This is a genomic window from Streptomyces sp. NPDC001348 (genome assembly GCF_053597535.1).
In genome coordinates, this window is sequence record NZ_JBSFIK010000008.1 from 23,679 (window position 1) to 46,932 (window position 23,254).

General features: G+C 72.1%; 21 protein-coding genes. 12 read left to right on the plus strand and 9 right to left on the minus strand.

Features of this window, described 5'->3' with window-relative positions; all coding sequences use genetic code 11:
- Positions 1–11: 11 nt before the first annotated feature.
- Entirely contained in the window at positions 12–1,394 is a 1,383-nt protein-coding gene (locus tag ACWC21_RS10745) for a sensor histidine kinase (protein ID WP_450880269.1), read from the plus strand.
- Here ACWC21_RS10745 and ACWC21_RS10750 read toward each other — a convergent pair.
- Positions 1,375–2,286: a COG4705 family protein gene (locus ACWC21_RS10750; RefSeq protein WP_450880271.1), complete on the minus strand. Its 912-nt coding sequence runs from the start codon at positions 2,284–2,286 to the stop codon at positions 1,375–1,377. The genes ACWC21_RS10745 and ACWC21_RS10750 overlap by 20 nt on opposite strands.
- Before the next feature lie 442 nt (positions 2,287–2,728).
- On the opposite strand from ACWC21_RS10750, the gene ACWC21_RS10755 reads away from it, so the two are divergent.
- The 3 genes from ACWC21_RS10755 to ACWC21_RS10765 all read left to right on the plus strand — a co-directional run bounded on the left by ACWC21_RS10755 (position 2,729) and on the right by ACWC21_RS10765 (position 5,330).
- On the plus strand, positions 2,729–3,532 hold the full coding sequence (locus tag ACWC21_RS10755; RefSeq protein WP_450880273.1) for a COG4705 family protein: 804 nt from the start codon (positions 2,729–2,731) through the stop codon (positions 3,530–3,532).
- A 206-nt stretch (positions 3,533–3,738) separates the two neighbouring features.
- Positions 3,739–4,842 (plus strand): hypothetical protein, encoded by a 1,104-nt coding sequence (locus tag ACWC21_RS10760; RefSeq protein ID WP_450880275.1) that lies wholly within the window; start codon positions 3,739–3,741, stop codon positions 4,840–4,842.
- Between the two features lie 167 nt (positions 4,843–5,009).
- A complete protein-coding gene (locus ACWC21_RS10765; RefSeq protein ID WP_450880277.1) occupies positions 5,010–5,330 on the plus strand; it encodes a GYD domain-containing protein in 321 nt (106 codons plus the stop codon).
- Positions 5,331–5,427: 97 nt separating this feature from the next.
- Here the strand turns inward: ACWC21_RS10765 and ACWC21_RS10770 are convergent, their stop codons facing one another.
- The 4 genes from ACWC21_RS10770 to ACWC21_RS10785 all read right to left on the minus strand — a co-directional run bounded on the left by ACWC21_RS10770 (position 5,428) and on the right by ACWC21_RS10785 (position 8,445).
- Positions 5,428–5,724 carry a GYD domain-containing protein gene (locus ACWC21_RS10770; protein ID WP_450880279.1) on the minus strand — a complete coding sequence of 99 codons (297 nt, stop codon included), beginning with the start codon at positions 5,722–5,724 and terminating at the stop codon, positions 5,428–5,430.
- 110 nt (positions 5,725–5,834) lie between these two features.
- The gene (locus tag ACWC21_RS10775) at positions 5,835–6,932 is read right to left on the minus strand and encodes an AI-2E family transporter (protein WP_450880281.1); all 1,098 of its coding nucleotides are present in this window, start codon (positions 6,930–6,932) and stop codon (positions 5,835–5,837) included.
- A 63-nt stretch (positions 6,933–6,995) separates the two neighbouring features.
- Complete coding sequence (locus tag ACWC21_RS10780; RefSeq protein ID WP_450880283.1) at positions 6,996–7,610, minus strand: sigma-70 family RNA polymerase sigma factor; 615 nt, start codon at positions 7,608–7,610, stop codon at positions 6,996–6,998.
- Positions 7,611–7,776: 166 nt separating this feature from the next.
- Positions 7,777–8,445: a hypothetical protein gene (locus ACWC21_RS10785; RefSeq protein ID WP_450880285.1), complete on the minus strand. Its 669-nt coding sequence runs from the start codon at positions 8,443–8,445 to the stop codon at positions 7,777–7,779.
- Between the two features lie 345 nt (positions 8,446–8,790).
- Here ACWC21_RS10785 and ACWC21_RS10790 point away from each other — a divergent pair, with 345 nt between their 5' ends.
- From ACWC21_RS10790 to ACWC21_RS10800, 3 genes are all read left to right on the plus strand, one after another.
- Complete coding sequence (locus tag ACWC21_RS10790; RefSeq protein WP_450880287.1) at positions 8,791–9,879, plus strand: chitinase; 1,089 nt, start codon at positions 8,791–8,793, stop codon at positions 9,877–9,879.
- Between the two features lie 152 nt (positions 9,880–10,031).
- Positions 10,032–10,892, plus strand: a complete 861-nt coding sequence (locus tag ACWC21_RS10795) for an SCO2400 family protein (protein WP_450880289.1) — start codon at positions 10,032–10,034, stop codon at positions 10,890–10,892.
- Between the two features lie 179 nt (positions 10,893–11,071).
- The gene (locus ACWC21_RS10800; protein WP_450880291.1) at positions 11,072–12,007 is read left to right on the plus strand and encodes a slipin family protein; all 936 of its coding nucleotides are present in this window, start codon (positions 11,072–11,074) and stop codon (positions 12,005–12,007) included.
- Here ACWC21_RS10800 and ACWC21_RS10805 read toward each other — a convergent pair.
- Entirely contained in the window at positions 11,961–13,148 is a 1,188-nt protein-coding gene (locus tag ACWC21_RS10805; protein WP_450880293.1) for an MFS transporter, read from the minus strand. The two genes, ACWC21_RS10800 and ACWC21_RS10805, sit on opposite strands and share 47 nt — an antisense overlap.
- Before the next feature lie 71 nt (positions 13,149–13,219).
- On the opposite strand from ACWC21_RS10805, the gene ACWC21_RS10810 reads away from it, so the two are divergent.
- From ACWC21_RS10810 to ACWC21_RS10820, 3 genes are all read left to right on the plus strand, one after another.
- On the plus strand, positions 13,220–14,221 hold the full coding sequence (locus tag ACWC21_RS10810; protein ID WP_450880295.1) for an ArsR/SmtB family transcription factor: 1,002 nt from the start codon (positions 13,220–13,222) through the stop codon (positions 14,219–14,221).
- Positions 14,218–14,727, plus strand: coding sequence for a glutathione peroxidase (locus tag ACWC21_RS10815; protein WP_450880297.1), 510 nt, complete (start codon positions 14,218–14,220; stop codon positions 14,725–14,727). Before ACWC21_RS10810 ends, ACWC21_RS10815 begins: the two co-directional genes overlap by 4 nt.
- A gap of 65 nt (positions 14,728–14,792) precedes the next feature.
- The gene (locus ACWC21_RS10820; RefSeq protein ID WP_450880299.1) at positions 14,793–15,659 is read left to right on the plus strand and encodes a MerR family transcriptional regulator; all 867 of its coding nucleotides are present in this window, start codon (positions 14,793–14,795) and stop codon (positions 15,657–15,659) included.
- Between the two features lie 115 nt (positions 15,660–15,774).
- Here ACWC21_RS10820 and ACWC21_RS10825 read toward each other — a convergent pair whose 3' ends face one another.
- The 3 genes from ACWC21_RS10825 to ACWC21_RS10835 all read right to left on the minus strand — a co-directional run bounded on the left by ACWC21_RS10825 (position 15,775) and on the right by ACWC21_RS10835 (position 18,056).
- Positions 15,775–15,966: a DUF397 domain-containing protein gene (locus ACWC21_RS10825; protein ID WP_389150580.1), complete on the minus strand. Its 192-nt coding sequence runs from the start codon at positions 15,964–15,966 to the stop codon at positions 15,775–15,777.
- A gap of 191 nt (positions 15,967–16,157) precedes the next feature.
- Positions 16,158–17,015 (minus strand): helix-turn-helix domain-containing protein, encoded by an 858-nt coding sequence (locus ACWC21_RS10830; RefSeq protein ID WP_388802656.1) that lies wholly within the window; start codon positions 17,013–17,015, stop codon positions 16,158–16,160.
- 285 nt (positions 17,016–17,300) lie between these two features.
- The gene (locus ACWC21_RS10835; RefSeq protein WP_450880301.1) at positions 17,301–18,056 is read right to left on the minus strand and encodes a GOLPH3/VPS74 family protein; all 756 of its coding nucleotides are present in this window, start codon (positions 18,054–18,056) and stop codon (positions 17,301–17,303) included.
- A gap of 253 nt (positions 18,057–18,309) precedes the next feature.
- Here ACWC21_RS10835 and ACWC21_RS10840 point away from each other — a divergent pair, with 253 nt between their 5' ends.
- Both ACWC21_RS10840 and ACWC21_RS10845 read left to right on the plus strand, forming a co-directional pair.
- On the plus strand, positions 18,310–21,195 hold the full coding sequence (locus ACWC21_RS10840; protein ID WP_450880303.1) for a D-alanyl-D-alanine carboxypeptidase: 2,886 nt from the start codon (positions 18,310–18,312) through the stop codon (positions 21,193–21,195).
- A 189-nt stretch (positions 21,196–21,384) separates the two neighbouring features.
- Positions 21,385–23,247, plus strand: coding sequence for an MFS transporter (locus ACWC21_RS10845; RefSeq protein ID WP_450880305.1), 1,863 nt, complete (start codon positions 21,385–21,387; stop codon positions 23,245–23,247).
- Positions 23,248–23,254 lie beyond the last annotated feature (7 nt).

The window sequence follows — 23,254 nt, forward strand, 5'->3', positions numbered from 1 at the left end:
CCCGAGCCGTCATGAACGCCGGCCATGTACTGCGCCGCCTGGCGCCCCGCACACTGCGCGGGCGGCTGTCCCTCGTGGCACTGACCACCGCCGCGCTGCTGATGGCCGTCCTGACCGTGGTGTTCAACGCCGTGATGGACCGTCACCTGCAGCACCAGGCGGACGACGAACTGCGCAACCGGGCCGCCGCCGTGGCCACGACCGTCGACACCAGCGGTCCCCGGGTGCGCGTCCTGGAGACCGTCAACGACCGGCTCCTCGACGCGAACGTGTGGATCTACGCCGGAACGCGACTGCTCGAGAAGCCTCCTTCGGCCATGGCGGACAGCCCGCTGACCCCCGCCGTCGCCCGGCTGGCCGGACAGCGCGGGCATCTCTGCGAAACCGTGCACGCCCACGGTCTGCGGCCCGTCCGGCTGTGTTCCCGGCCCGTCCCCGGCCCTCGCGCCACCGCCACCGTCGTCACCGCGCTGGACCTCGGCCCCTACCGCAGTTCGGCCGACACCCTGCTGCTGGGGTCGCTGATCCTGGACGCGATCATGCTCGCCTGCACCTACGCACTGACCCGCCTGGCCGTCGGCCGGGCCCTTCGCCCCGTACGGACGATGACCGACCAGGCCACCCAGTGGAGCGCCGTGGGCTCCGACGACCGCTTCGGCGCGGCCGAGCACCCGGTCGAACTGGCCCGTCTGGGCGCGTCACTGGACGCGCTCCTGGACCGCATCCGCACCGTGCTGCGCCACGAACAGCAACTGACCGGTGAGCTGTCCCACGAACTGCGCACCCCGCTCACCCGGATCATCATCGAACTCGACTGGTGGCGCTCCCGCCCCCGCACGGAGGCCGAGACCCGCGCCACCCACGAGACGATCGCCGACGCCGCCCAGTCCATGCGCACGATATGCGACACGCTCCTGGACGACGCCCGCGAGAGCGCCCTGAACGCGTCCACGGCCCCCGGAACGACGGACATCGTCCCCGTGCTGAGCCGCCTGGTCCAGCACGTGGACGCGGCGGGCCGGGTACGGACCGCCGTGGAGACCGGAGCGCCGGTGCTGGAGGCGGGGGTCGCCCCCGCCCTCCTCGAACGGATCGTCAGCCCTCTGCTCGCCAACGCCGCCCGCTACGCCCGCTCCAGCGTGACCGTGTCGGCGCGGCGCGGTTCGGGCGCCGTACTGATCGATGTCGTCGACGACGGGCCCGGGGTGCCGGAGTCGTTCACCGGCGAGCTGTTCCAGCCGGGCCGGCGTGCGGAACCCGGTGACGGTCACGACGGCGCGGGCCTCGGGCTGCCGCTGGCGCGACGCCTGGCCCGCGCCGCCGGCGGTGACGTGTCCTACGACCCCGTGCACACGCCGGGAGCACGGTTCACGGTCAGCCTTCCTGCCGGGTGACCGTCTCCTCCGCACCGGCGCGCGGGGCGTTGGTCCGGCGTTCCTGCACCTGGGCGTAGGCCATCAGGCCGAACAGGACGGCGAGCAGGACGGCGGACGAACCCGCGGTGCCGAGGTTCAGGCCGCCCTTGGCGACCGGCTTGGTGAGGAAGTCGCCGGCGGTGGCACCGAGCGGGCGGGTGAGGACGAAGGCGATCCAGAACAGCAGCACGTTGGGGACCGCGGGCACCTTCATCAGGGCGAGGAGCACCAGCAGCACGCCGGTCACCAGGGCCGCGCCCCCCAGGTAGCCGAGGCCGGAGCTGTCGGACAGGAAGTCGCCCATGGAGGTGCCGAGGGTGTTGGAGACGAGGATCGCCGCCCAGAACAGGGCCTCACCGCGGAAGCTGACGATGTCCCGGATCTGGAACGTCATCCCGGACACCTTCCACACCGCGAAGATGACCAGCAGGATCGAGATCAGGATGGCGGCGCCGGTCGGGTAGCCGAGGCCCAGGCCCTGCGGGCCCCAGCCGAGTGACTTGGCGCCGTTCGACAGGAACTTGGCGCTCGCGTCGCGGTTCATGAAGTCGGACATCGTGGTGCCGGCCATGCTGGTCGACAGGATCACGGTCCAGTAGAAGAACGGGTTGTAGTGCGAGGAGCGGAGCTGGACGACCAGGGTCACCACGAAGATCAGGAACAGGGCGATCGTGGTGAGGAAGTAGCCGATCTTCAGGGTCTGCGCGAACAGGTCACCCGCGGTCTCACCCAGGGTGGTCGCGGCGATCTTCATGATCCAGAACGCCAGGGTGACCTCGGGCAGTTTCTTCATCACCGACTTCGTTCCGCTCGCCGCCGACCGGTGCGTACTCGCGACGTCGAGATCGGTGAGGATGTCCGGATTCTCCAAGGCTGGGCACTCCTGTTTCCGTGGGGGGTACGGCAGGGCGCCCGTTCCCCGGAGGGAAACGGGCGCCCTGTGACATGAGCCGGCCGTGAGCGACGGCCATGGCCAGCTGACTCTGCCAGTCAGATCCTGAAAACATCCTGAACGCCTGCGGCACTGGTCAGGCCACTGGAGGGGGCGACGCTCTCCGGCTCGGCCGCGCCTTGCGCGTCAGAAGCCTCCCGACCGGACGGAAGCCGCGCTCGGGGGCCGGAGAGCCGTCCGGGCGAAGCGGTCGACGAGCCCGCGGCCGATGCGCGGGGCGCGCACGGAGTTCCCGGACACCGGCGCCGTTCAGGTTGCTTTCAGGCTCGGGGCCGCCTGCGGCAACTGATGCCACAGAAGCGCAAAAACAATGGCAAAGGGACCTGGGCGACGCGGCGTTCACCGTGTCATCGTGCGGATCATGACCGCGAAGCACGCCCTTGACGACCGGCCCCCCGTCTCCCTACGGCAGATGGTGAGCAAGGTGCCGGAAGTGACCGTCTACTTCTGGATGATCAAGGTACTGACCACCGGCATGGGCGAGACGGCGTCGGACCTCCTCGCCCGTGTCCTCGGCCCGGTGCCGGCGGTCGCGCTCGGCGGCCTCGCCCTGGTGGCCTCCCTGGCCGTGCAGTTCACCCTCCGCCGGTACGTCGCCTGGGCCTACTGGACCGCCATCGTCATGGTCAGCGTGTTCGGCACGATGGCCGCCGACGTGCTGCACGTCGGCCTCGGCGTGCCCTACACCGTGTCGGCCCCCGCCTTCCTCGTCGCGCTGGCCGCGGTCTTCGGCCTCTGGTACCTGAGCGAGGGGACGCTGTCCATCCACAGCATCCACACCCGCCGCCGGGAGATGTTCTACTGGGCGGCCGTCCTCGCCACCTTCGCGCTCGGCACGGCCGCGGGCGACCTCACCGCCACCGCCGGACTCGGCTATCTGGGGTCGGTCGTCCTCTTCGCGGCCGCCATCTGTGTGCCCGCCCTGGCCCACCGCTTCGGCGCCCTGACCGCGGTGACCTCCTTCTGGACCGCGTACGTCATCACCCGTCCGCTCGGCGCCTCCCTCGCCGACTGGATGGCGATCGGTCCCGTCCGCGGCGGGCTCGGTCTCGGTCTGGGGCCCGTCACCCTCGCGTGGACGGTCGCGATCATCGGATTCGTCGGCTTCCTCGCGGTCTCACAGCGCGATGCGCAGCGCGACGTGCGCGACAACCCCGTCATCTGACCCCTGAGCCCGCCGACTTGCCCGGTCACCCGCGCCGGCCCCGCCCCGCCCTCGATCGTCGCCCCGAACTCGACGGCCACCGCGCGCCGTTGCCGGATCCGCGCCGGGCCCGAGCCACGACGGCGATCCCCTTCCCCGTGTGATGATGCACTGACAACGACCGGGCCCTGGGGAGGGGTCGGGCGCGGGAAGGGGCGGCAGCGCGCATGGGCAAGGGTGGGGCGTCCATACCGGACGAGGAGTGGGAGCGCTTCCTGAGGGAGGCCGAGGCCGGGAGCGAGGGGGCGCCCCGGGAGCCGTCCGCGAGGGCCCGGATGGTGGGGCGGCGACTGCAGGAGGAGACCGGCCCGGCGGACGGGTGGCGGACTCACCGACCGGTCCCGCGGACCCGGCGCAAGCTGGGGTACGCGGCCGGTGTGCTGGTCGCGGTCGCACTGCTGGTGGTGGCACTGGCGCCGGGGCGGCTGGCCGGCTGGTTCGGAGTCGGGGACGCGGACGGCGGGAACGCGCCGCTCGCCGCGGAGTCGCAACGCCCGGACAAGCCGCCGGCGACCGAGGCGGCGGCCCAGCCGCCCACCCTCGACCAGCCGTTCCGGGGCTCGCCCGCGGTGCGGTGGGCCGACGGGACGGCGGGGATCAGCATGCCCGCGGCACGGGCGACCGGCTGGATGAGCAAGGCGCGGGTCGCGCAGGCGCTCCAGCGGTCCCGGGACTTCCTCGCCGAGTCCAGTCTGGACCGCGGTGTGCTGGGCGGGGAGCGGCCGCGGAAGGCGATCGCGTTGATCAATCCGCATCAGCGGGACGTCCAGGACTACCTGGCGACCGCGTTCCGCGCGCCCAGTCGCGAGAACGATCCCCTGCTGCTGTTCAGCCGGTTCGAGAAGGCGAAGGTGCGGCTCGTCGGGGACGTGGTCAAGACCCGGGGACGCGTCACCTACCGGGAGGGCCGGCGCGGTGCGCTCGAAGTCGCCACGGATGTCACGTACGTCTATCCGGTGGTGCGCGCCGCGGCGGGCAGCGACGAGGTCGTACGCACCATCGTGCGCCGCGAGGTCGTGATGAGCTGGGACGACCCGGCGAAGGTGGTCACCGAGCCGGGGACGTTCTCCCTGGTCTCCTACAAGGTGGACACCACCAACGGCGGCTGCGACACCTTCACCGGCTACCTCACCCCGAAGTTCGGCAGCGACCGCGCCACCTCGAGCCCCGGAGACGGAGCCGAGATCGATCCGTACGACCGCAGCAAGTCGTTGGACACACGCATGCGGGAGAACGGCGACGCCGGATGCGGGACCGCCACCCGGTCGTGAGCGGCGGCCCGCCGGCCGGTGGGCGAACGCGCCGCGGTCCGGCCGCCGGCCCGGGGCCCGGGGCCCGGGCCGGTCGGGTGAATCCAGCCGTCCGGTGAGTGGCGGCCGAGGTGAGAGCGGGAAGGCCCATTCGGAACACCGGACCAGCGATGGGCGGGAGCGTCCCCATGCCGAAGTTCCTCATCCAGGCCACCTACACGCCCGAGGGCAGCAAGGGGCTGCTCAGGGAAGGCGCGAGTGGCCGCCGCGCCGCCGTGGAGCAGGTCGTCACCGGCCTCGGCGGCAAGGTCGAGGCCATGTACTACGCCTTCGGGCAGGACGACATCGTCCTCGTCATCGACCTCCCCGACCCGGTGTCCATGGCCGCCGTCAGCCTCACCGTCAAGGCCGGCGGGGGCCTGCAGACCCGGGCCACCCCCCTCCTCACCGTCGACGAGATCGACGCGGCCGCCCGCCGGCAGGTCGACTTCCGTGCCCCCGGGGCGTGACGCGTGACGGGCGGTCCTGAGCGGGGCGGGAGCCTCCCTCGGCCTCATCCCTGCCCTCGGCCCGGGATGAAGGGAGCGCCCTGCATCGCCAAGGCCGTCAGCCGGCGGCCTTGGCGATGATGCCCTCCATCTCCTCCCGGCCGAAGGCCCGCAGGGTCGTGGTACGGACGTTGCCCACTCCGCCGAGCTGCAGGAGTGCCGCGGTGGCCGTCTCGTCGTCGGGCGCCTCGACGACGGCCACGAGGTCGTACGAGCCGACGGTCCAGTAGATGTTCACGAGCTTCGCGCCGAGCTTCTGCACGGCGGCGCCGAAGGCCTCGGCTCGCTTCGCGGTGTCCTTGTAGTTCCGGACTCCCTGGTCGGTCCAGTTCAGCAACGCGATAAACGTCGGCATCTTCTTCCGCCTTCACGTGGGAAACACCTCGCGAGGCCCATCCTCGGCATCCCGGACGGGACGCGCATGAGGTGTGCGTCCGAACGAGCGCCTGCGACGCGAGCCGGTCCTCACTCCTTCGGGGCGGGACGCGCGGACGGGGCGTCGTCGCCGCCCATGGGCAGTCTCAGGGGACGGCCACCGCGGTGCTCCCAGATGTCCTGGAGGACCACTTTGATCATGCCGGCGACGGGAATGGCGAGGAGGGCGCCGAGGATCCCGGCGAGTTCGGCGGCGAACAGGATGGCCAGCAGCACGGTGAGCGGGTTGAGCTGCACCGTGCGGGACAGGATGACCGGCTGCAGGAGATGGTTCTCGACCTGCTGGTAGACGATGAAGAAGGCGACGACGCCGATACCGGCCGGCACCGAGTGGACGAAGGCCGCGAGGCCGGCGACGACGGCACCGAGGGTCGCGCCGACCAGGGGGATGAGGTCGGCGATCGCGACGAAGAGGGCGATCAGCGCGGCGAACGGAACCCCGACCACCCGTAGCGCGGCGTATGTCAGCAGCCCGCAGATGAGACTGATCAGCAGGTTGCCGGTGAGGTAGCCGGTGACCGTCCGGGCGCAGGCGGCGCCCACCCGGCGGATGCGGGCCGCGCTCGGTTCGTCGACCAGGGCGAGGGTGCCGTCGACGACCTTGGGTCCTTCCAGCACCATGAGATAGGCCAGTACGAAGATCGTGACGGCGCCCGCCACGGTGGTCGCGGCGCCGCGGACGAAGGCCAGGGCGGGCGTGCCGAGGCCGGTGGCGAAGTTCCGGATCTGCCCGCGGTGCTCCCGGACGTACTTCAGGGCGTGGGTACGTTCGAGCAGGTCCCCGATCGGTCCGCGGCCGGCGCGGGCGTCCTCGATCAGGCCGGGCAGTCGGGCCGCCAGCCGGCTGCCCTCCTGGGCGAGCGGGGTCACGAACAGGGCGATCAGTCCCCCGATGACGACGGCCGCGACGAGGAACACCAGCAGGGTCGCCGGCGCCCGGCGGCAGCGGGACATGCGCCGCTCGACCAGGTCGACCGCGGGGTAGACGGCGACGGCGAAGAACAGCGCGACCACGGTCCACACCAGTACCCGCCGGACCTGCACCACCAGCTCCAGCGCGAGGTAGGTGGCCAGTACCAAGCCGATCGCCGTGAGGATGGTCCGGGCCGGCACGGGTCGGGACTGCATGGACGACTGAGTGCCCGCCGTTCCCGGAGGCAAACGGCCCACGGCACGAACGTCCAGGGCTGCTCAGGCCGCCACGGCGGCGGGTTCCCCGGACTCGTCCAGCAGGTCCATCAGGGTGGCGCGGGCCCGTGCCACGCGGGAGCGGACCGTGCCGACCGGGCAGTCGCTGACCTCGGCGGCCTCCGCGTAGGGCAGGCCGAGCATCTGGGTGAGGACGAACGCCTCCCGCCGCTCGTCGGGCAGCGCGGTCAGCAGGTCCAGCAGGGCGATGCCGTCGTCGAAGCCCGGCAGGTCGCACGGCTGGGCCCGCTCCACGGCCAGCTGCCAGTCGGGGGCGTCGGCCCGGCGCGGGCGGGCGGCGGCGAGCCGGTAGCTGTCGATGACCGCGCGGCGCGCGATGGACAGCAGCCAGGTCCGGGCCGAGGAGCGCCCCTCGAAGCGGTGCAGGCTGCCGAGCGCCCGCAGGAACGTGTCCTGGGCCAGATCGTCCACGGCCTGGGGGTCGCCGCAGAGGTGGGCGACATAACGCCGGACGTCCCGGTCGAGGGCGCGCACGAACTGCTCGACCGCGTCGGCGTCACCGCCCCGGGCGGCCAGCGCCCATGCGGTGATCGATTCGTCGCGCGTCGCCGTCCTGTCGCTTGTCGCGGGCACGGCGGGCAGGGCAGAGGTCATCACCTGGTGTCCTTCTCGGGTCGACCGTGATCCGGAGGGCGCGCGGCAGCGCACGGTCCGGTGAAGTGGGGGAGACGGCCCTACGCCGGTGCGGCGCCGTGACGCCGGTGCGGTCGTACGGCCGTGGCCCGAGGCGCGCCGGGGAGGCGGCCTCGGCGGGCAAGCCGTCTCAGACGGCTGCCGTGCCCACGGGCGGACCCCGAGAAGTGAGGGAACGGACGAGCAGAAGGCCGCGCGGCGCCCGGTCCGAGCGGCGGCGCCGCATGCGGACGCGGGGGCGGTCCGGGGTGACGGGCAGGGCCAGCAGCAGACGCAGCGGTGCCGCCAGCCGTCCGGCCACGGCCCGCAGGATCCGGAAGGCGGCCTTCTCCCCGTGGGCCAGCCACAGGCCGCACAGCAGCGCGGCGAGCAGGTGGGCGGCGAGCATGCCGAGCGACGGCGAGCCGATGTCCGGGGAGAGGCCCGTGCCGCTCGCGCCCATGTGCGTCATGGTCACGGAGTCCATCCGTGCGGAGCCCATGTCCATGGGGCCCATGCCACCCATGCCCATGCCGCTCATGCCCATGGCGAACGAGCCGCCGGAGGCCGGCCGGGCGTGTGAGAAGGCCTCGTGCAGCACCGCCTGCGCGGCGACCACGACCGCCACCACCGACGGCAGCCCGCGCTCACGCCCCGCCAGACACCAGCCCGCGGCGCCCGTCACGACGCCCGAGCCGGCCAGCGTCCACGCGGGCACGTCGCTGCCGGACATCAGCACGTGACCGAGGGCGGCGAGCAGCACGCACACCGCCGCGAACACCGCGGCGCGCAGCGTGCGAGCACACCACCCAGCTGTCATGGCGCCTCATCCTGGCATCCGGACTCCGGTCGTCACACGGGTGTACGGAAAGCCACGGGCGACCGCACTCAACCCACGGCCGGTGATCCGGGTCACGGCAACTCGCCGGAACTCACCGGCACTTGGATCCGACCCCTATGGGGGGCCGTGTTGCCTTCCCGCGTGCGCGGCGGCCGGTTCGGTCAGCCAACCGTAAAGAACCTTGACAGGGGATTGGTCTAGTCCAACTATGGTCGCTGTTCGCCCCTGGTCAGGGAGAACCCTGACGCCCCACCGGTCCGGCGGACGTTCTCAGTGCTGCCCTTCCGCTGTCTTCGCCTGCTCGTCCTCACTCTGGGAGCGTCAATGAGACGACCTGGTCCCGTCCGCCCGCTTCGCGCCCTGCTGTCCGGCGCGACCGTATCCGTCCTGTCAGCCGGGCTGGCCGCCCTCGGCGGTGGTGGCGCGGCCGCCGCGCAACCGGCCCCCTCGCCGACCGCCCGCCCCATGCCGGCGCACGTGGCGGCGCCGTACTTCGAGTCGTGGACCGGCGAGAGCCCGGCCGCGCTCGCCGCCCAGTCGGGCAACAAGTACCTCACGATGGCGTTCCTGCAGACCGCCGCCGCGGGCTCGTGCACGGCCTACTGGAACGGCGACACCACACAACCCGTCTCCCCCGCGGCCTTCGGCGGCGACATCGCCGCGATCCAGGCGCGCGGCGGCAACGTCATACCGTCCTTCGGCGGCTACGGCGCCGACACGACCGGCACCGAACTCGCCGACAGCTGCACCAGCGTGGACTCCATCGCCAAGGTGTACGAGCGTCTCGTCACCACCTACGGCGTCACCCGGATCGACCTCGACGTCGAAGCGGACTCCATCACGAACTCCGCCGGGATCGACCGCCGCAACAAGGCGATCGCCCAGGTCCAGCACTGGGCCGAACGCACCGGCCACCGGGTGCAGTTCTCCTACACCCTGCCGACGACGAACACCGGCCTCGCCCCCAGCGGTGTCGCCCTGCTGCGGAACGCCGTCGACAACGGCGCGCGCGTCGACGTCGTCAACATCATGACGTTCGACTACTGGGACGGCGCCACGCACGACATGGCCGCCGACACCGAGACGGCCGCCGCCGGTCTGCACTCGCAACTGGCCGCCCTCTACCCGAAGAAGAGCCCGGCGAAGCTGTGGAGCATGATCGGTGTCACCGAGATGCCGGGCATCGACGACTTCGGCCCCGAGGAGACCTTCACCACCCAGGACGCGGTCACGGTGAAGGACTGGGCCGTCGCCAAGGGCGTCAACGCCCTCTCCTTCTGGGCGCTCCAGCGCGACAACGGCGGCTGCGTGGGTACCGCCGGCGCGAACGGCTGCTCGGGCATCGCCCAGGACACCTGGTACTTCAGCCACGCCTTCGAGCCGTTCACCCGCGGCGCCGGGGGCACCGGATGACCCCCGGGGGATCCTCGCAGGAGCATCACACAGACTGCACACAGTCTTGCGTTTGACTCGTTAGCGTGCCTGTTATCCGATCCCACGTGCGAACGTGACCTGTTCGCGATCCGGTGGGACGACTGCACGTCAACCGAGGAAGACCGGAACAGATGGACTACTGCTCGTCGTGCCGCCGGCATCTCAACGGCGCCCTGATGTGCCCCGGATGCGGCGCGTACGCTCCGGACATCGCCCCGGTCATCCCTCCCACCGCCACCGACGGCTACCCCGTCCCGGGCCTGGCCGCGCAGGCGGCGCCGGGCACCGCGGCCTGGGAAGCCATGGACGAGGCGCCGCGGTCCGGCCCGTCCGACGGTCTCGAGGACGTGCCGCCCGCTCCGCAAGGACGGGCGGCACGGCGCCGTCAGCTCGCCCGCTGGAAGAAGAACCAGCGCCGGGCCGTGGTCGCGACCGCCGTCGCCCTGGTCGGAGGCGGCCTCACCGTCTCCGCCATGGACCGGCAGTCCACCCACCGGGACCAGGCCTCCACGGCGCCGGAGACCCCGACCACACCGGCCGTCGAGGAACCGACGTCACAGCACATCCGCCCGGCGGCCCCCGGACCCGCCACCCACCGGTCCACCCCCGCGGCCGGCCTCCCGCGGACCCGCTCCGTCCCCGCCCAGCCCGGCACCACCCCGCCGAGCACGCACGTGGACGCCGCGCCCGCCGCGCACGGGCCCTCCACCGCGTACACGGTGCACACGGCCCCCACCCGTCGTACGGCGGCCACGCCGGCGCCAGCACAGGGCAACGGCTCCTCTTCCTCCGGCTCCTCGTCCTCCGGCTCCACGTCCTCCGGCTCCACGTCCTCGGGCGGGACGACCACCGGCACCAACGACACGGCCCCGCAGCAGACGTCCGCACCCGCTCCCGCGAACGGCACGGACCAGGGGACGTCCCAGACGGACCCCGCCACCTCGACGCCGTCCTCGCCGCAGCTCTGCCTGCTGGTGGTGTGCGTCGGCTGACCGCGGACGGGACTCCGTCGAACTGCCGGAGTCGCCCGAGTCACCGGAGTCGCCGGCCACGCCGAGGAGTTCGTGATTCCTTTACGCATTTCTGACGCCCCGCACCGCATCCGCGGGCCTTCTCCGGATGTCCTCATCCGTGTCTCGTACTACCGAGTCAGCAGAAGGAATGGAGTGCCATGGAAGGCACCGTCGTCGCAGTCGTGTTCGTGGCCCTGCTGGCCCTGCTCGTGCTGCGCAGTGGGATGCGTGTGGTCAACCAGGTGGAACGCGGCGTCGTGTTCCGCATGGGCAAGGCGCTGCCGGAGTACCGGCAGCCGGGCGTCACGTTCCTGATCCCGTTCGTCGACCGCATGCGGAAGGTGAACACTCAGGTGGTGGCCATGCCGGTGCCCACACAGGAGGGCATCACCAAGGACAACGTGTCGGTGAAGGTGGACGCCGTTGTCTACTTCCGGGTGGCGGACCCGCTGCGGGCCGCCATCGAGGTGCAGGACTACGTCTTCGCCGTCGGACAGGTCGCCCAGTCGTCCCTGCGGTCCATCATCGGCAAGAGCGACCTGGACGACCTGCTCTCCGACCGGGAGCGGCTGCACGAGGGCCTCGCGCTCATGATCGACAGCCCGGCCGCCGGCTGGGGCGTCCACATCGACCGCGTCGAGATCAAGGACGTACAGCTGCCGGAGTCGCTGAAGCGGTCCATGTCCCGGCAGGCCGAGGCCGAGCGGGAGCGGCGGGCGCGGGTCATCACCGCGGACGGTGAGTTCCAGGCCGCGCAGCAGCTCGCCAACGCGTCCCGGATCATGTCCGACACCCCGGAGGCCATGCAGCTGCGTCTGCTGCAGACCGTCGTGGAGGTCGCCGCCGAGAAGAACTCGACGCTGGTGATGCCCTTCCCGGTGGAGCTGCTGCGCTACTTCGACAAGGCGGCCCAGCAGTTCGCGGCCCCGTCGGCCCCGGCGACCCCCGCGAACCCCGAGCCCCCCGCGAGCCCCGAGGCCCCGGCGAACCCCGAGGCCCTGGAGGCCGGCGCTCCCCCGGCTTCCCCCGCTCCCGTGCTCCCGCCCGCTACGCCGGCTGAAGCCGTTCCGGCGCCTGCCGCCGAGCAGCCGTAGCCAGCGCCAGCGTCACCCCGGTCGACGCCAGGGCCATGACCGTCATCGCCGTGGCGGGCGAGGTGATTTGCGCCACCGAGCCCGCCAGCGAGGCGCTCACGCCCTGCATCGTCAGCATGCCGGCCGAGTGCAGCCCGAGGGCGTGCCCGCCGAGCTCGTCCGGGGTGAGGGCCACCAGGCGCTCCTGCTGCACCAGACCCGCGCCGAAGCCGACGGAGGCGACGGCGGCGAGGGCCGCGGCGAGCGGCAGGGGCGGGTGGCCGAAGAAGACGAGGTACGGCGCCGCCAGCAGCAGGAGCAGCGGTACGGCCATCCGTGCCCGCACCCCGGGCGGCAGCAGCCGGCCCACGGTCACGTCCCCCACGAGCATCCCCAGCGCGGCGCAGGCGAACAGCGTGCCGGCGGCGTCGGGGGCGTAGGAGACGAAGAGGGACTCGCAGCCCACCACCAGGCCGTTGGGGATCCACAGGCCCAGATAGACCAGCCGGCGCGGGCGGTCCGACCACAGCAGGGCGTTGGTGCGCCAGGTCGCGGCGACGGAGGGGCGGCCCGCGGTGCGCGGCGGGCGCCGGGTCAGGCCGAGGCGGGCACCGAGCGCCGCCGCCGTGTACAGGGCCGCCGACGTCAGCAGGGTCACGCGCGGGGACAGCGCGGCCACGAGGACGCCACCGGTCGCGTACCCGGTGATCTGCGCGACGCCGCTCATCATGTTGAAGACCGAACGCCCCAGCAGATAGCCGTCCTTGGCCAGGATCTCGTTCAGCAGGCCCCAGCGCACTCCCCCGCCGAGCGAGGCGACCAACCCCTGGACGAGGAGGACGGCGAAGACCGCCGCCACCGGCAGTCCGGGAAGCGCCAGGAGCGCGGTGCAGGCGGCGAAGAGCAGGGGGATGCCCGTCATCGCCGCCCGCGGCGGCAGCCGGTCCGCGCCCGACAGGAAGAGGGACGCACCGAGCACCTGTGCCAGGGAGGGCCCGAACATGCTGACGGCGGACAGCAGCGGCGAACCCGTCGTCCGTAGCACCAGTGTCCCGAGCGCCAGCCCGCCCACCGTCTGGGCGGCGGTGTGTACCGCGCCGGACAGGAAGAGCGGGGTGAACTCGGGCGTGCGGAAGAGGTCTCGGTAGCTGCGGGAAGTCATGCGGGGAGTCTGGGAGGAGCCGTTCGGCGGGCGTTACAGTTTCGCGTCTGCGCGAAACGTCCGGGGGTGTCATGGGCTGGTGGCAGGTCAACGCGGACACGCTCGCCCGCAGCCGGTTCGTCGTCTCGCCGCTCGCCGAGACCTTCGCGAGCCTGAATCTGCTGCACACGGGCACCGGCGGGCATCCGGGTGAGCAGCGGTGGCTGCGCGACCACCTGCCCGGCTACCGGGAGCGGCTGGCCGCCGACCCGGTGACCGCGCTGCTGGTACGGGCCGGTCTCGGCCGGGACTGGATCGCCGACTTCCTCACCCCCACGCCCCGGGACGGCGAGAGCGCCGAGGAGGGCATCGCCCGGGTGGAGGCCGCCCGGCCAGAGGAGGCCCGCGCCCATCTGCGGGTCTCGCTCGCGGGGCCGCTGCCCGACGTCCTGGACCGCGACGACCTGCCCGCCCGCGCGGCCGGACTGCTGGAGTACGTCTGGACCGAGACCGTGCGGCCGTACTGGGAGCGGCGCCGGCGGGTGCTGGAGGCCGACGTGGTCGCCCGTACGGACCGGGTGAGCCGGGGCGGCTGGGCGGAGGTGCTCGACTCGCTGCGGCCCGGCCGGACCCGCTGGCTGGGCGCCAACCGCCTGCAGGTCAACCTCCACGAGTATCCGCCCCGGGAGATATCCGGCGCGCTGTACTTCGTACCGGTGACCCCGAGGACGGGCTGGGTGTCCTGCGAGGAGCCGGACCGGTACGCCCTGGTCTACTCCTGTGACGGTGTGCTCGCCGGCCGGGACGACCGGGCGGTGCCCACGGCGCTGGGCGCGCTGCTGGGGGCCGCCCGGGCCGGGGTGCTGGTACTGCTCGACTCCCCCATGTCCACCACCCAGTTGACCGCCGTGACCGGCCAGGGGCTCGGTTCGGTGGGCCGGCATCTGAAGGTGCTGCTGGAGGCGGGGCTGGTGCGGCGCCGGCGGGCGGGACGCTCGGTGCTGTACGCGCGGACGGCCGCCGGGGAGGTGCTGGTGGAGGCCGCGGGGGCGCGGGATCCGCGGCCGGCCGGCGGGGCTAGCATCCGCCCATGACGACTACTGACCACACCGGCTCCGTACTGGACACCGGGATCGGCGCCCTCCAGGGCGGTTCCGCGGACCTCTCCCAGTACGCGGGCAAGGCCGTGCTCATCGTGAACGTGGCCTCCAAGTGCGGGCTGACCCCGCAGTACTCCGGGCTCGAGCGCCTCCAGGAGCGGTACGCCGAGCGGGGCTTCACCGTGCTCGGGGTGCCGTGCAACCAGTTCCTCGGGCAGGAGCCCGGCAGCGCCGAGGAGATCGCCGAGTTCTGCTCCGCGACGTACGGCGTCACCTTCCCGCTGACGGAGAAGGTCGAGGTCAACGGCGAGGGGCGGCACCCGCTGTACGACCGCCTGACCGGCTTCGCCGACGCGGAGGGGCACAGCGGGGACATCCGCTGGAACTTCGAGAAGTTCCTGGTCGGCCGGGACGGCCGGGTCGTCGCCCGGTTCTCGCCGCAGACCGAACCGGAGTCCGCGGAGGTCGTGGCGGCCATCGAGGCGCAGCTGTCCCGATGACCTGTTGACCTTGCCCCTGGGGCAGGGCCGAGCGTCCCTGTCACCGGGCGGAAAGGACCCGCCCGGTGACGGAGGATGCTCTCGTGGACGACGAACTGCTCACCATCGGCGCGTTCGCGGCGCGTTCGCGGCTGTCGGCCAAGGCGCTGCGGCTCTACGACCGCCTCGGGCTGCTGTCCCCGGCGCACGTCGACGAGGCCAGCGGCTACCGCTACTACCGCGCCGAACAGACCGGGCGGGCCCGGCTGGTGGCGCTGCTGCGGCAGCTGGACATGCCGCTCGCCCGGATCGCCGAGGTGGTCGGGGCGGACGGGGCCGAGGCGGCCGGGCTGCTCGCGGCGTACTGGGCGGGCGTCGAGGCGCGGGTGGCGGGGCAGCGGACGCTCGCCGAGTACCTCCGTGGACGGCTGTCGGGGAGGAGCTCCGAGATGTACGACAGGTTCGTGGTGGAGACGGTGGACGTGCCCGAGCAGGTGGTGCTCACCGAGAAGCGGCACGCGTTGGCGGACGAGCTGCCGGCGTGGATCGGGGCGTCGCTGGGGCGGTTGGAGGAGGCGGCCCGGGAGTGCGGGGGTGTGGCGGGGGCGCCGTTCGTCGTGTACTACGCCGAGGTGTCCCTGGAGAGCGACGGCCCCGCGGAGTCGTGCGTACCCGTCGCGGACGCGGCGGCGGCCCGGGAGTGGGCCGAGCGGCGGGGCCGGGCGTGGGAGACGGCGGTACGGGTGGAGCCGGCCCGGCGGCTGGCGTACACCCGGATCACCAAGGCGCAGGTGGCCAACCCGCAGATCCACGCCGCGTTCGAGGCGGTGGAGGAGTGGATGGCGAGGCAGGGCCTCGAGCCCGTGGGGCCCTGCCGTGAGGTGTACTTCGCCGACTGGGACGCGGCGGGGCCGGGGGACGCGGTGTGCGATGTGGCGTTTCCGGTGAAGTGACGGCAAGGGCGAGCCCCCTCGGCAAGGACGGCGGGCTGGTCGAGAGGGCTCTGGGTGGTGCTTGTGGAGTTGTGGTCGTCGGGGCCTGGCGGGCGACGTGGGTCAGGGAAGCCCCCTACGCCTTGACCGAGGCCACGAAGGCGTTCCAGGCAAGGGCGGGGAAGGCCAGGGTGGGGCCCTCGTGGACCTTGGAGTCGCGAACGACGAGTTCCGCGGTCGCGGGCGACTTGACCTCGACGCACGCCCCGTTCCCGGCGGAATAGGAGGACTTCGTCCACGTCTCCGTGGCGCCCTGAAGCAGTGCCATGTCCACTCCTGTTGCAATTGCTCTGTAGTGCGATTCACGCCAACCGTGTCGACCGGTTGGCGTGATCGACGCTACTCGGCAACAGCCCCTCCTGGAGTACTCGTTCACTCATCCGGATGGCATATTCCAATAGGGACTTACGCTGAGACGTGACATCGGTGTAAGATCCGGCGCCCCATGTGCCCAAAGAGTCAGCGAGCGTAGTCTTTGGCCGCGTCGGCGATGAACTGGCGGGATTGCTCCACATTCAGGGACTGTGCCCGCAGATGCTCGTACATCACGGCGTACTTCTGCACGTCCTGCGCCTTCTCCAGGTACAGGTCGCTGGTGACGCCCTCGAGGTACACCACGCTGGAGTCGGCCGCGTCGGCGAACTCCAGGATCGCGTACTGGCCGTTGAGCCCGGGATGCGCGCCCACCTCGAACGGCAGCACCTGCACGGTGACGTGCGGCAGCTGGGACATCTCGATGAGGTACTCCAACTGCTCCCGCATCACCAGCCTGCTGCCCACGACCCGGCGCAGCGCCGCCTCGTCGAGCACCACCCACAGCCGGAGCGGGTTGTTCTCGGCGGTGATACGTTCCTGTCGCCGCAGCCGCACCTGCACGCGCTTGTCGATGTCCGCCGTCGAGGTCTCCGGCAGCGCCCCCTGCACGAGCGCCTCCGCGTAGGCCCGGGTCTGCAACAGGCCGGTCACCAGCTGGGGTTCGTACACGCGCAGCGACTCCGCGTCGGTCTCCAGACCGATGTAGACGCTGTACGGGATGTCACCGAACGCGTGCCACCAGCCCTGCTGCCGGGAGTCACGGGCCATCTCCATCAGGGAGTCGACGATCCGCTGGTCCTCGACCTCGTACACCCCGCACAGGTCACGGACGTCGCGCTGGCTGATGCTGCGCCGGCCGTTCTCCAGGCGGCTGATCTTCGACTGCGACACCAGCAGTCTCTCCGCCACCTCCTCGGCCGTCATGCCCTTGAGCTCACGGAGCCTGCGCAGCTCCTGGCCCAGCCGGCGCCGCCTGACGGTGGGATTGACATTGGACGCCACGAGACGTGCACCTCCGGCTGACTGCCTGTACCTACCACTTTGCGTATCTGCTGTTGAGCAGACTGCCACCAAGGGGCTTCCTACCGCTGGGAAACGGTGGATATGCGGCGCGTACGCGTCAGTTCGGGCAAAGAAACGGGCGGACATGCGGTCGAGCGGGGTGGCGAGACCCCTGAGGTCTCACCACCCCGCTCGAACCAGCGGCTCCCGAACCGGGTCTGGGGACAGCGGTGCGGCGGTGCGTCTGTGCGGCGGTGCTGTGGTGCGTGGGCGCCGTGACCGCGGCTAGTGGGCCACGACGCGTGCCATGGATCCGCGGTGCGGCTGCATCGGAACGCCACGAGCGGGTTCCGGCGCGGTCCTGGCTCCTGGCCCGGCCTGGCGGCCGGCCGGGGCCGGGCTGCGGCGCGGCTGGGCGGCGGCGCCGTTCTGGACGTCCATCACGGCGTGCGCGACGAGACCGCCCATCGGGTCGTGCCTGATCAGGTCCCTGAGCCGGGACCTGGAGGAGCGTCCCTCGTTGCCCGGGTACAGGTGCTTGCCGAGGCCGACCGCGTGCGCCAGTGCGGCGAGCGCCGCGGTCCGCGGGTCCGGCGGTACGCCGGTGCGGATCGCGGAATCCAGCCGGGACCTGATCTCCCGACTGATGGCGGTGTCCGTCGCCTGGTAGCGAGTCGTCGGCAGCACCCCGCACATCTGACCCGGCACGGCGGCGACCATGCCGCACCGCTCCAGATGCGAGAGGTAGATCTGGCGGAGCCCGAGACGCGGCCCGCCGATCCAGTGGACGGCCCGTACCGGAGCGCCGCGCCTTCGCAGCAACTCCAACGCGCAGTCCAGTGTCGGATCTCCAGTCGGCCGTGGTGCCACCACGGCGATACGATCCCCGTCTGGGGCTATCCGTCCGGCCAGCGCCAGCTCCACTAGCTGTGCTCCGGCCAGACCTAGATCGAGCGACTGCGGCTGTGCAGTGGTACCCGTGGCCGGGTCCAGTGCCAGCAACAGAAGCTCCTCCGGAAGTGTTCTGCGGCTCCTGCCCATCCATGCCTCCCCGCGTGGATGAATGACAGGGTGACCCCTCTCACATTGGTCTGTCGAGAGCGCGTGACCGGTTCGTAGTGGAACCGGTAGGTATGTCGTTCTCGTCTACTGCAGGGGACATGCCCGCACACAGGACACTGGTACATGGTTCGGACAGTGGTGGGGGAGGCGTTGTCCGGGTCGGTGGCCGGTCGTCGTACGGCGGTCGGCTATGAAGGCGCATGACAGTCGTGCGGCACATGAGGAGGCATCGGTGGCGGGCGAGTCCCCCGACAGGTCGAAGCAGCGTGAGTCGTCGGTCGAACCGACGTCGGGGAAGGGGGGTCCGGTTCCCGAGGCACGCGATCCGCGGCTCGCGGTGTCCCGGAAGTCCGAGAAGCGCGGCGGCGTGGACACGGCCACCAGGGTGCTGTCGACCCGGAACCTGACGCCCGACGCCGAGGACTCCGCCGAGGACGCCGCCGCGGACGACGCCGAGGGTTCCGCCCCCCAGGACGACACCCGCCTCCGGGAGGCCGTGGCCGCGTGGGTGCGGTCGGGAGACTCGGCCGGCGAGGAGAAGGCGACCGGGGACGCCCCGGAGGCGGAGAACGCCGCGGACGACGCGACGGAGGAGCCGGAGGACGCGACCGGGGCCGCCGACAGGCCCGAGGACGCCACCGGGGAGGCCGACGAACCCGAGGACGCCGTCCCGGCCCCCGCCGAGCCGAAGGCCGCCGACCAGCGCGCCGACGCCGAGCCCGAGGACGCCTCCGCGGACACGGAGAAGCCCGAGGACGCCTCCGAGCCCCAGTACGCCACCGGCGACACCGACGAACCCGAGGACGCCGTCCCGGCCCCCGCCGAGCCGAAGGCCGCCGACCAGCGCGCCGACGCCGAGCCCGAGGACGCCTCCGCGGACGCGGAGAAGCCCGAGGACGCCTCCGAGCCCCAGGACGCCACCGGCGACACCGACGAACCCGAGGACGCCGTCCCGGCCCCCGCCGAGCCGAAGGCCGCCGACCAGCACGCCGACGCCGAGCCCGAGGACGCCTCCGCGGACGCGGAGAAGCCCGAGGACGCCTCCGAGCCCCAGGACGCCGTCCCGGCCACGGACGACGAGCCCACGGACGCCGTCCCGGCCAAGGACGGCAACGAACCCGAGGACGCCGTCCCTGCCAAGGACGGCGACGAACCCGAGGACGCCGTCCCGGCCAAGGACGACGACGAACCCGAGGACAGCGCGCCCGAGGACACCCCGGAGCCGCAGGACGCCGTCCCGGACCTCGACAGTCCGGAGGACGCCGATCAGCGTGCCGACGCCGGCGACGCCGAGCGGAAGGCGGAGACGGCGTCCGGTCCGGAGACCGACGCGGAGCCGGCCCCCGGGCCCGCCCGGGACACCGGCACGAAGGCCGACGCGAAGCCCGGCGCCGCCGCAGCAGCGGACGCGACGGCAAAGCCGAAGGCGGACGCGAAGGCGGACGCCACCCCGGAGCGGCCCGCCACCGACCGCGATTCCGGCCCGGACGCGTCCCCCGCGGCCGACGACGAGAGCCGCACGGACGGTGCTGGCGGGGACGAGAAGGCCGAAGACGACGCCAAGGCCGTGGATCAGCCCACCGCCGTCTTCAAGGCCCCCAAGCCCAAGCCGCGGGTCGACCAGCCCACGACCATGCTGAAGCTGGGCGGCAAGTCCACCGCGCCCGGGACCCCCGTGCCGGAGGCCGAGCGCACCAGCAAGTTCGTCGCGCTCAAGCCCCTCGACGACCCGTCCACCCGGAAGCCCGCCGCCAAGTCCGGCGCCGGGGCGGCTCCCGCGGACGCCACCACCCCCGTCCCCCAGCTCGGCCCCGAGCGCACCACCCAGCAGCCGCTCCCGCCCAAGCCGCCGCTGGACCTGCTCGCCGAGCTGACGAACACGCCTCCGCCGCCGGAGACCCCGGTCCGCACGATCGTGCGCCGGGTCAAGATCTGGACCCCGCTGGTCCTGCTCCTGGCCGTCGTGTTTGCGGTCGTACAGGCCGTGCGCCCGCTGCCCGCCCCCACCCTGGCCCTGACGGCCGAGGACACGTACCAGTTCAAGGGCGACAAACTCGCCCTGCCCTGGCCGACCGAGGGCCAGGGCTGGATGGACGTCAACGGCGTCGGCACGATGGGCACCTTCGGCAAGCAGACCCCGGTCGCCATCGGCTCCGTCGCCAAGACGATGACCGCGTACATCATCCTCAAGGAGCACCCTCTGAAGCCGGGCGCCGAGGGCCCCTCCATCACGGTCGACGCCACCGCCGAGAAGGAGGGCGGCTACAACAAGGCCGGCGAGTCCACCCTCGACACGGTGAAGAAGAACGACAAGCTCACCGAGAAGCAGGCGCTCTCGGCCGTCATGATCCCGTCCGCGAACAACATCGCGCGTCTGCTGGCGCGTTGGGACGCGGGCTCCGAGGCGGCGTTCGTCAAGAAGATGAACGCCACCGCGAAGAAGCTCGGCATGACGCACACCACGTACACCGACCCCTCGGGTCTGAAGGAGACCACCGTCTCCACCGCCGAGGACCAGGTGAAGCTCGGCAACAAGGTCGTGCAGATCCCGGCCCTGACGGCCATCACCAGCGCGGCCAGCTGGGACGACCCCACCGGCAAGAACTGGCCGAACCCCAACACGCTCCCCTACGTCATGGGCGCGATCGGCATCAAGACCGGCAGCACCACCGCGGCCGGCGGCAACCTCCTCTTCGCCGCGCGGAAGGAGGTGGGCGGTGAGACGGTCACCGTCGTCGGCGCGATCCTCGGCCAGCACAAGCCGGACATCCTCGCCACCGTCAACGCGGTCAGCAAGACCGCGCTGGTCGCCGCGAAGGGCGCGCTGACCTCGGAGAAGATCCTTGAGAAGGGTGACGTCGTCGGTTATGTGGACGACGGTCTCGGCGGCCACACCCCCATCGCCGTCACCCAGGACGTCACCGCGGTCGGCTGGGCCGGGCTGAAGGCGAAGCTGTCCTTCGACGCCGGCGCCGTACCGCACACCGCGAAGGCCGGCACCAAGGTGGGCACCCTCACCGTCGGTGACGGCAAGAGCGGCGCGGTGAAGGTCCCGGTGGCCCTGCAGAAGCAGCTCGGCGAGCCGGGCCTCGGCAGCAAGCTGACCCGCCTCGGCTGACCCGGGGCACACCGGTCGCCACCCTCGCACCCCGCCGACGAAGCCTCGCGGCGGGGTGCGTGCTAGCGTCACGAAACGGGGCGGGTTTCGCCGGTCGAGGGGACGCGGCCGCGAACCGGACAGGAAGCGGCCGGGTACACCGTGAAACGCGGCCGAGAACAAAAGACGGGACACGGGGAGTGCCTTCAGGTGGCCACTGCGGAGCCGACACGCGCCGACGACGCCGAACCGGGCCCGGGAACCGGCCCGCGAATACGCGCGTCCGCGGCCGACGGACCCACGGACGGCCCGTCCGGACGGCGGGACCGGCTGCGCGCCGCCGCTGAGGCGCTCCGGCAGCGGCTGCTGCTGCACCCCGCCCTGTCCATGACCGCGCTCGCCGCGGTGCTGCACGTCATCTGGTTCTTCACTTTCGCCAACAGCGGCGGCGACCTCGCGGCCCAGGACGCGTGGGCGGAGTTCGTCGGCCGGCACCCGGACTCGGCGTACAACCTCGCCTGGTACGGCGGCATGCACCCGGTGTCGTACAGCGTGGTGTCGCCGTACCTGATGTCGCTGCTCGGCGTCCGTACCACGATGATGATCGCGGGAACGGTGTCGGCGGGTCTGCTGACGGTGATCCTCATCCGCAGCAGGGTGGTGAAGAACCCGCTGTGGGCCGCGTCGGCCGGCGTGTTCGCCCTGGTCTGCAACGCGATCTCGGGCCGGGTCACCTTCGGTCTCGGCACGGTGTTCGCGCTCGGCGCGGTCGCGGCCGTGTTCTGCTGGCCGCACCGCTGGCGTCACAAACGCCGGGCGAAGGCGGCGGTCGCGGCCTCCCTCGCCGCGCTCGCCACGATGTCGTCGCCGGTCGCGGGCCTGTTCCTGGGCCTGGTCGCGGCGGCGCTGTTCCTGCAGAAGCGACGGCCGGGCGCCTGGGCGCTGGGGCTCGCGCCGTCGGCGGTGGTCGCCGTGTCGACGTTGCTGTTCCCCTTCTCCGGCACCCAGCCGATGACCATCGGCTCGGTGGTCATGCCGCTGCTGTACGGGCTGCTCTGCCTGTTCCTCGTCCCCGAGGAGTGGAAGACCGTGCGACTGACCGCCGCCGTCTTCAGCCTCGCGGTGGTACTGGTCTGGCTGTTCAGCTCGCAGATCGGGTCGAACATCTCGCGGTTGCCGATGCTGTTCGCGGGGGTGACACTGATCGCGGCGCTGCCGTTCACGGTGCCGCGCTCACGCAAGTGGTACACGACGGTGCTGGCGTTCCTCGGCTTCGTCGGCTGGATCGGCTACAAGTCGGTCGACGACATCATCCACACGACCCCCGACGCGGCCTGGGCGCGTGAACTCGCCCCGCTCGTCAACGAACTGCAGAAGGTGGGCGCCGAGAAGGGCCGCGTCGAGGTGGTCCCGGCCCGCTCGCATCGCGAGGCCTCCGCGCTCGCACCGTACGTCAACCTGGCCCGCGGCTGGCTGCGCCAGGCCGACATGGAACGCAACCCGCTCTTCTACGACGGCACCCTGAACTCGGCGAACTACCACGAGTGGCTCCAGCGCTGGGCCGTCCACTTCGTCGTCCTGCCCAAGGACGACCCGGACGTCACCGGCGGGGAGCGGGAACGGGCGCTGGTGCAGCGCGGCATGCCGTACCTGACGCAGATCTGGGGCGACGCCGACTGGCAGTTGTTCAAGGTGACCGACCCGACGCCGCTCGCCGAGCCGAACGCGGTCGTCGACCGGGCGGAGCAGGGCGAGATGACGATCGAGGTCCGCAAGGCCGGCCGTATCCTCATCCGCATCCCCTACTCGCCGTGGCTGAGCATCGTCGACGAGCACGGCAAGAGTCTGAAGCCGCCGCAGGAGACCAAGGCCTCCAAGCACCGGGCCGACGGCACGCCCAAGACGTACGACAACGTCAACGGCTGTCTGTGGGAGACGCCGGAGGACGCCAAGGGCGACAAGTGGACGATGCTGCTCGCGCCGAAGGCGGGGATCTACCGGCTGGCGGCGCCGTACCAGCTGCCCAGGGGGACGCCGTGCCCGGACGAGCTGAAGACCCCCCTGAGCCACTGAGCCGCCG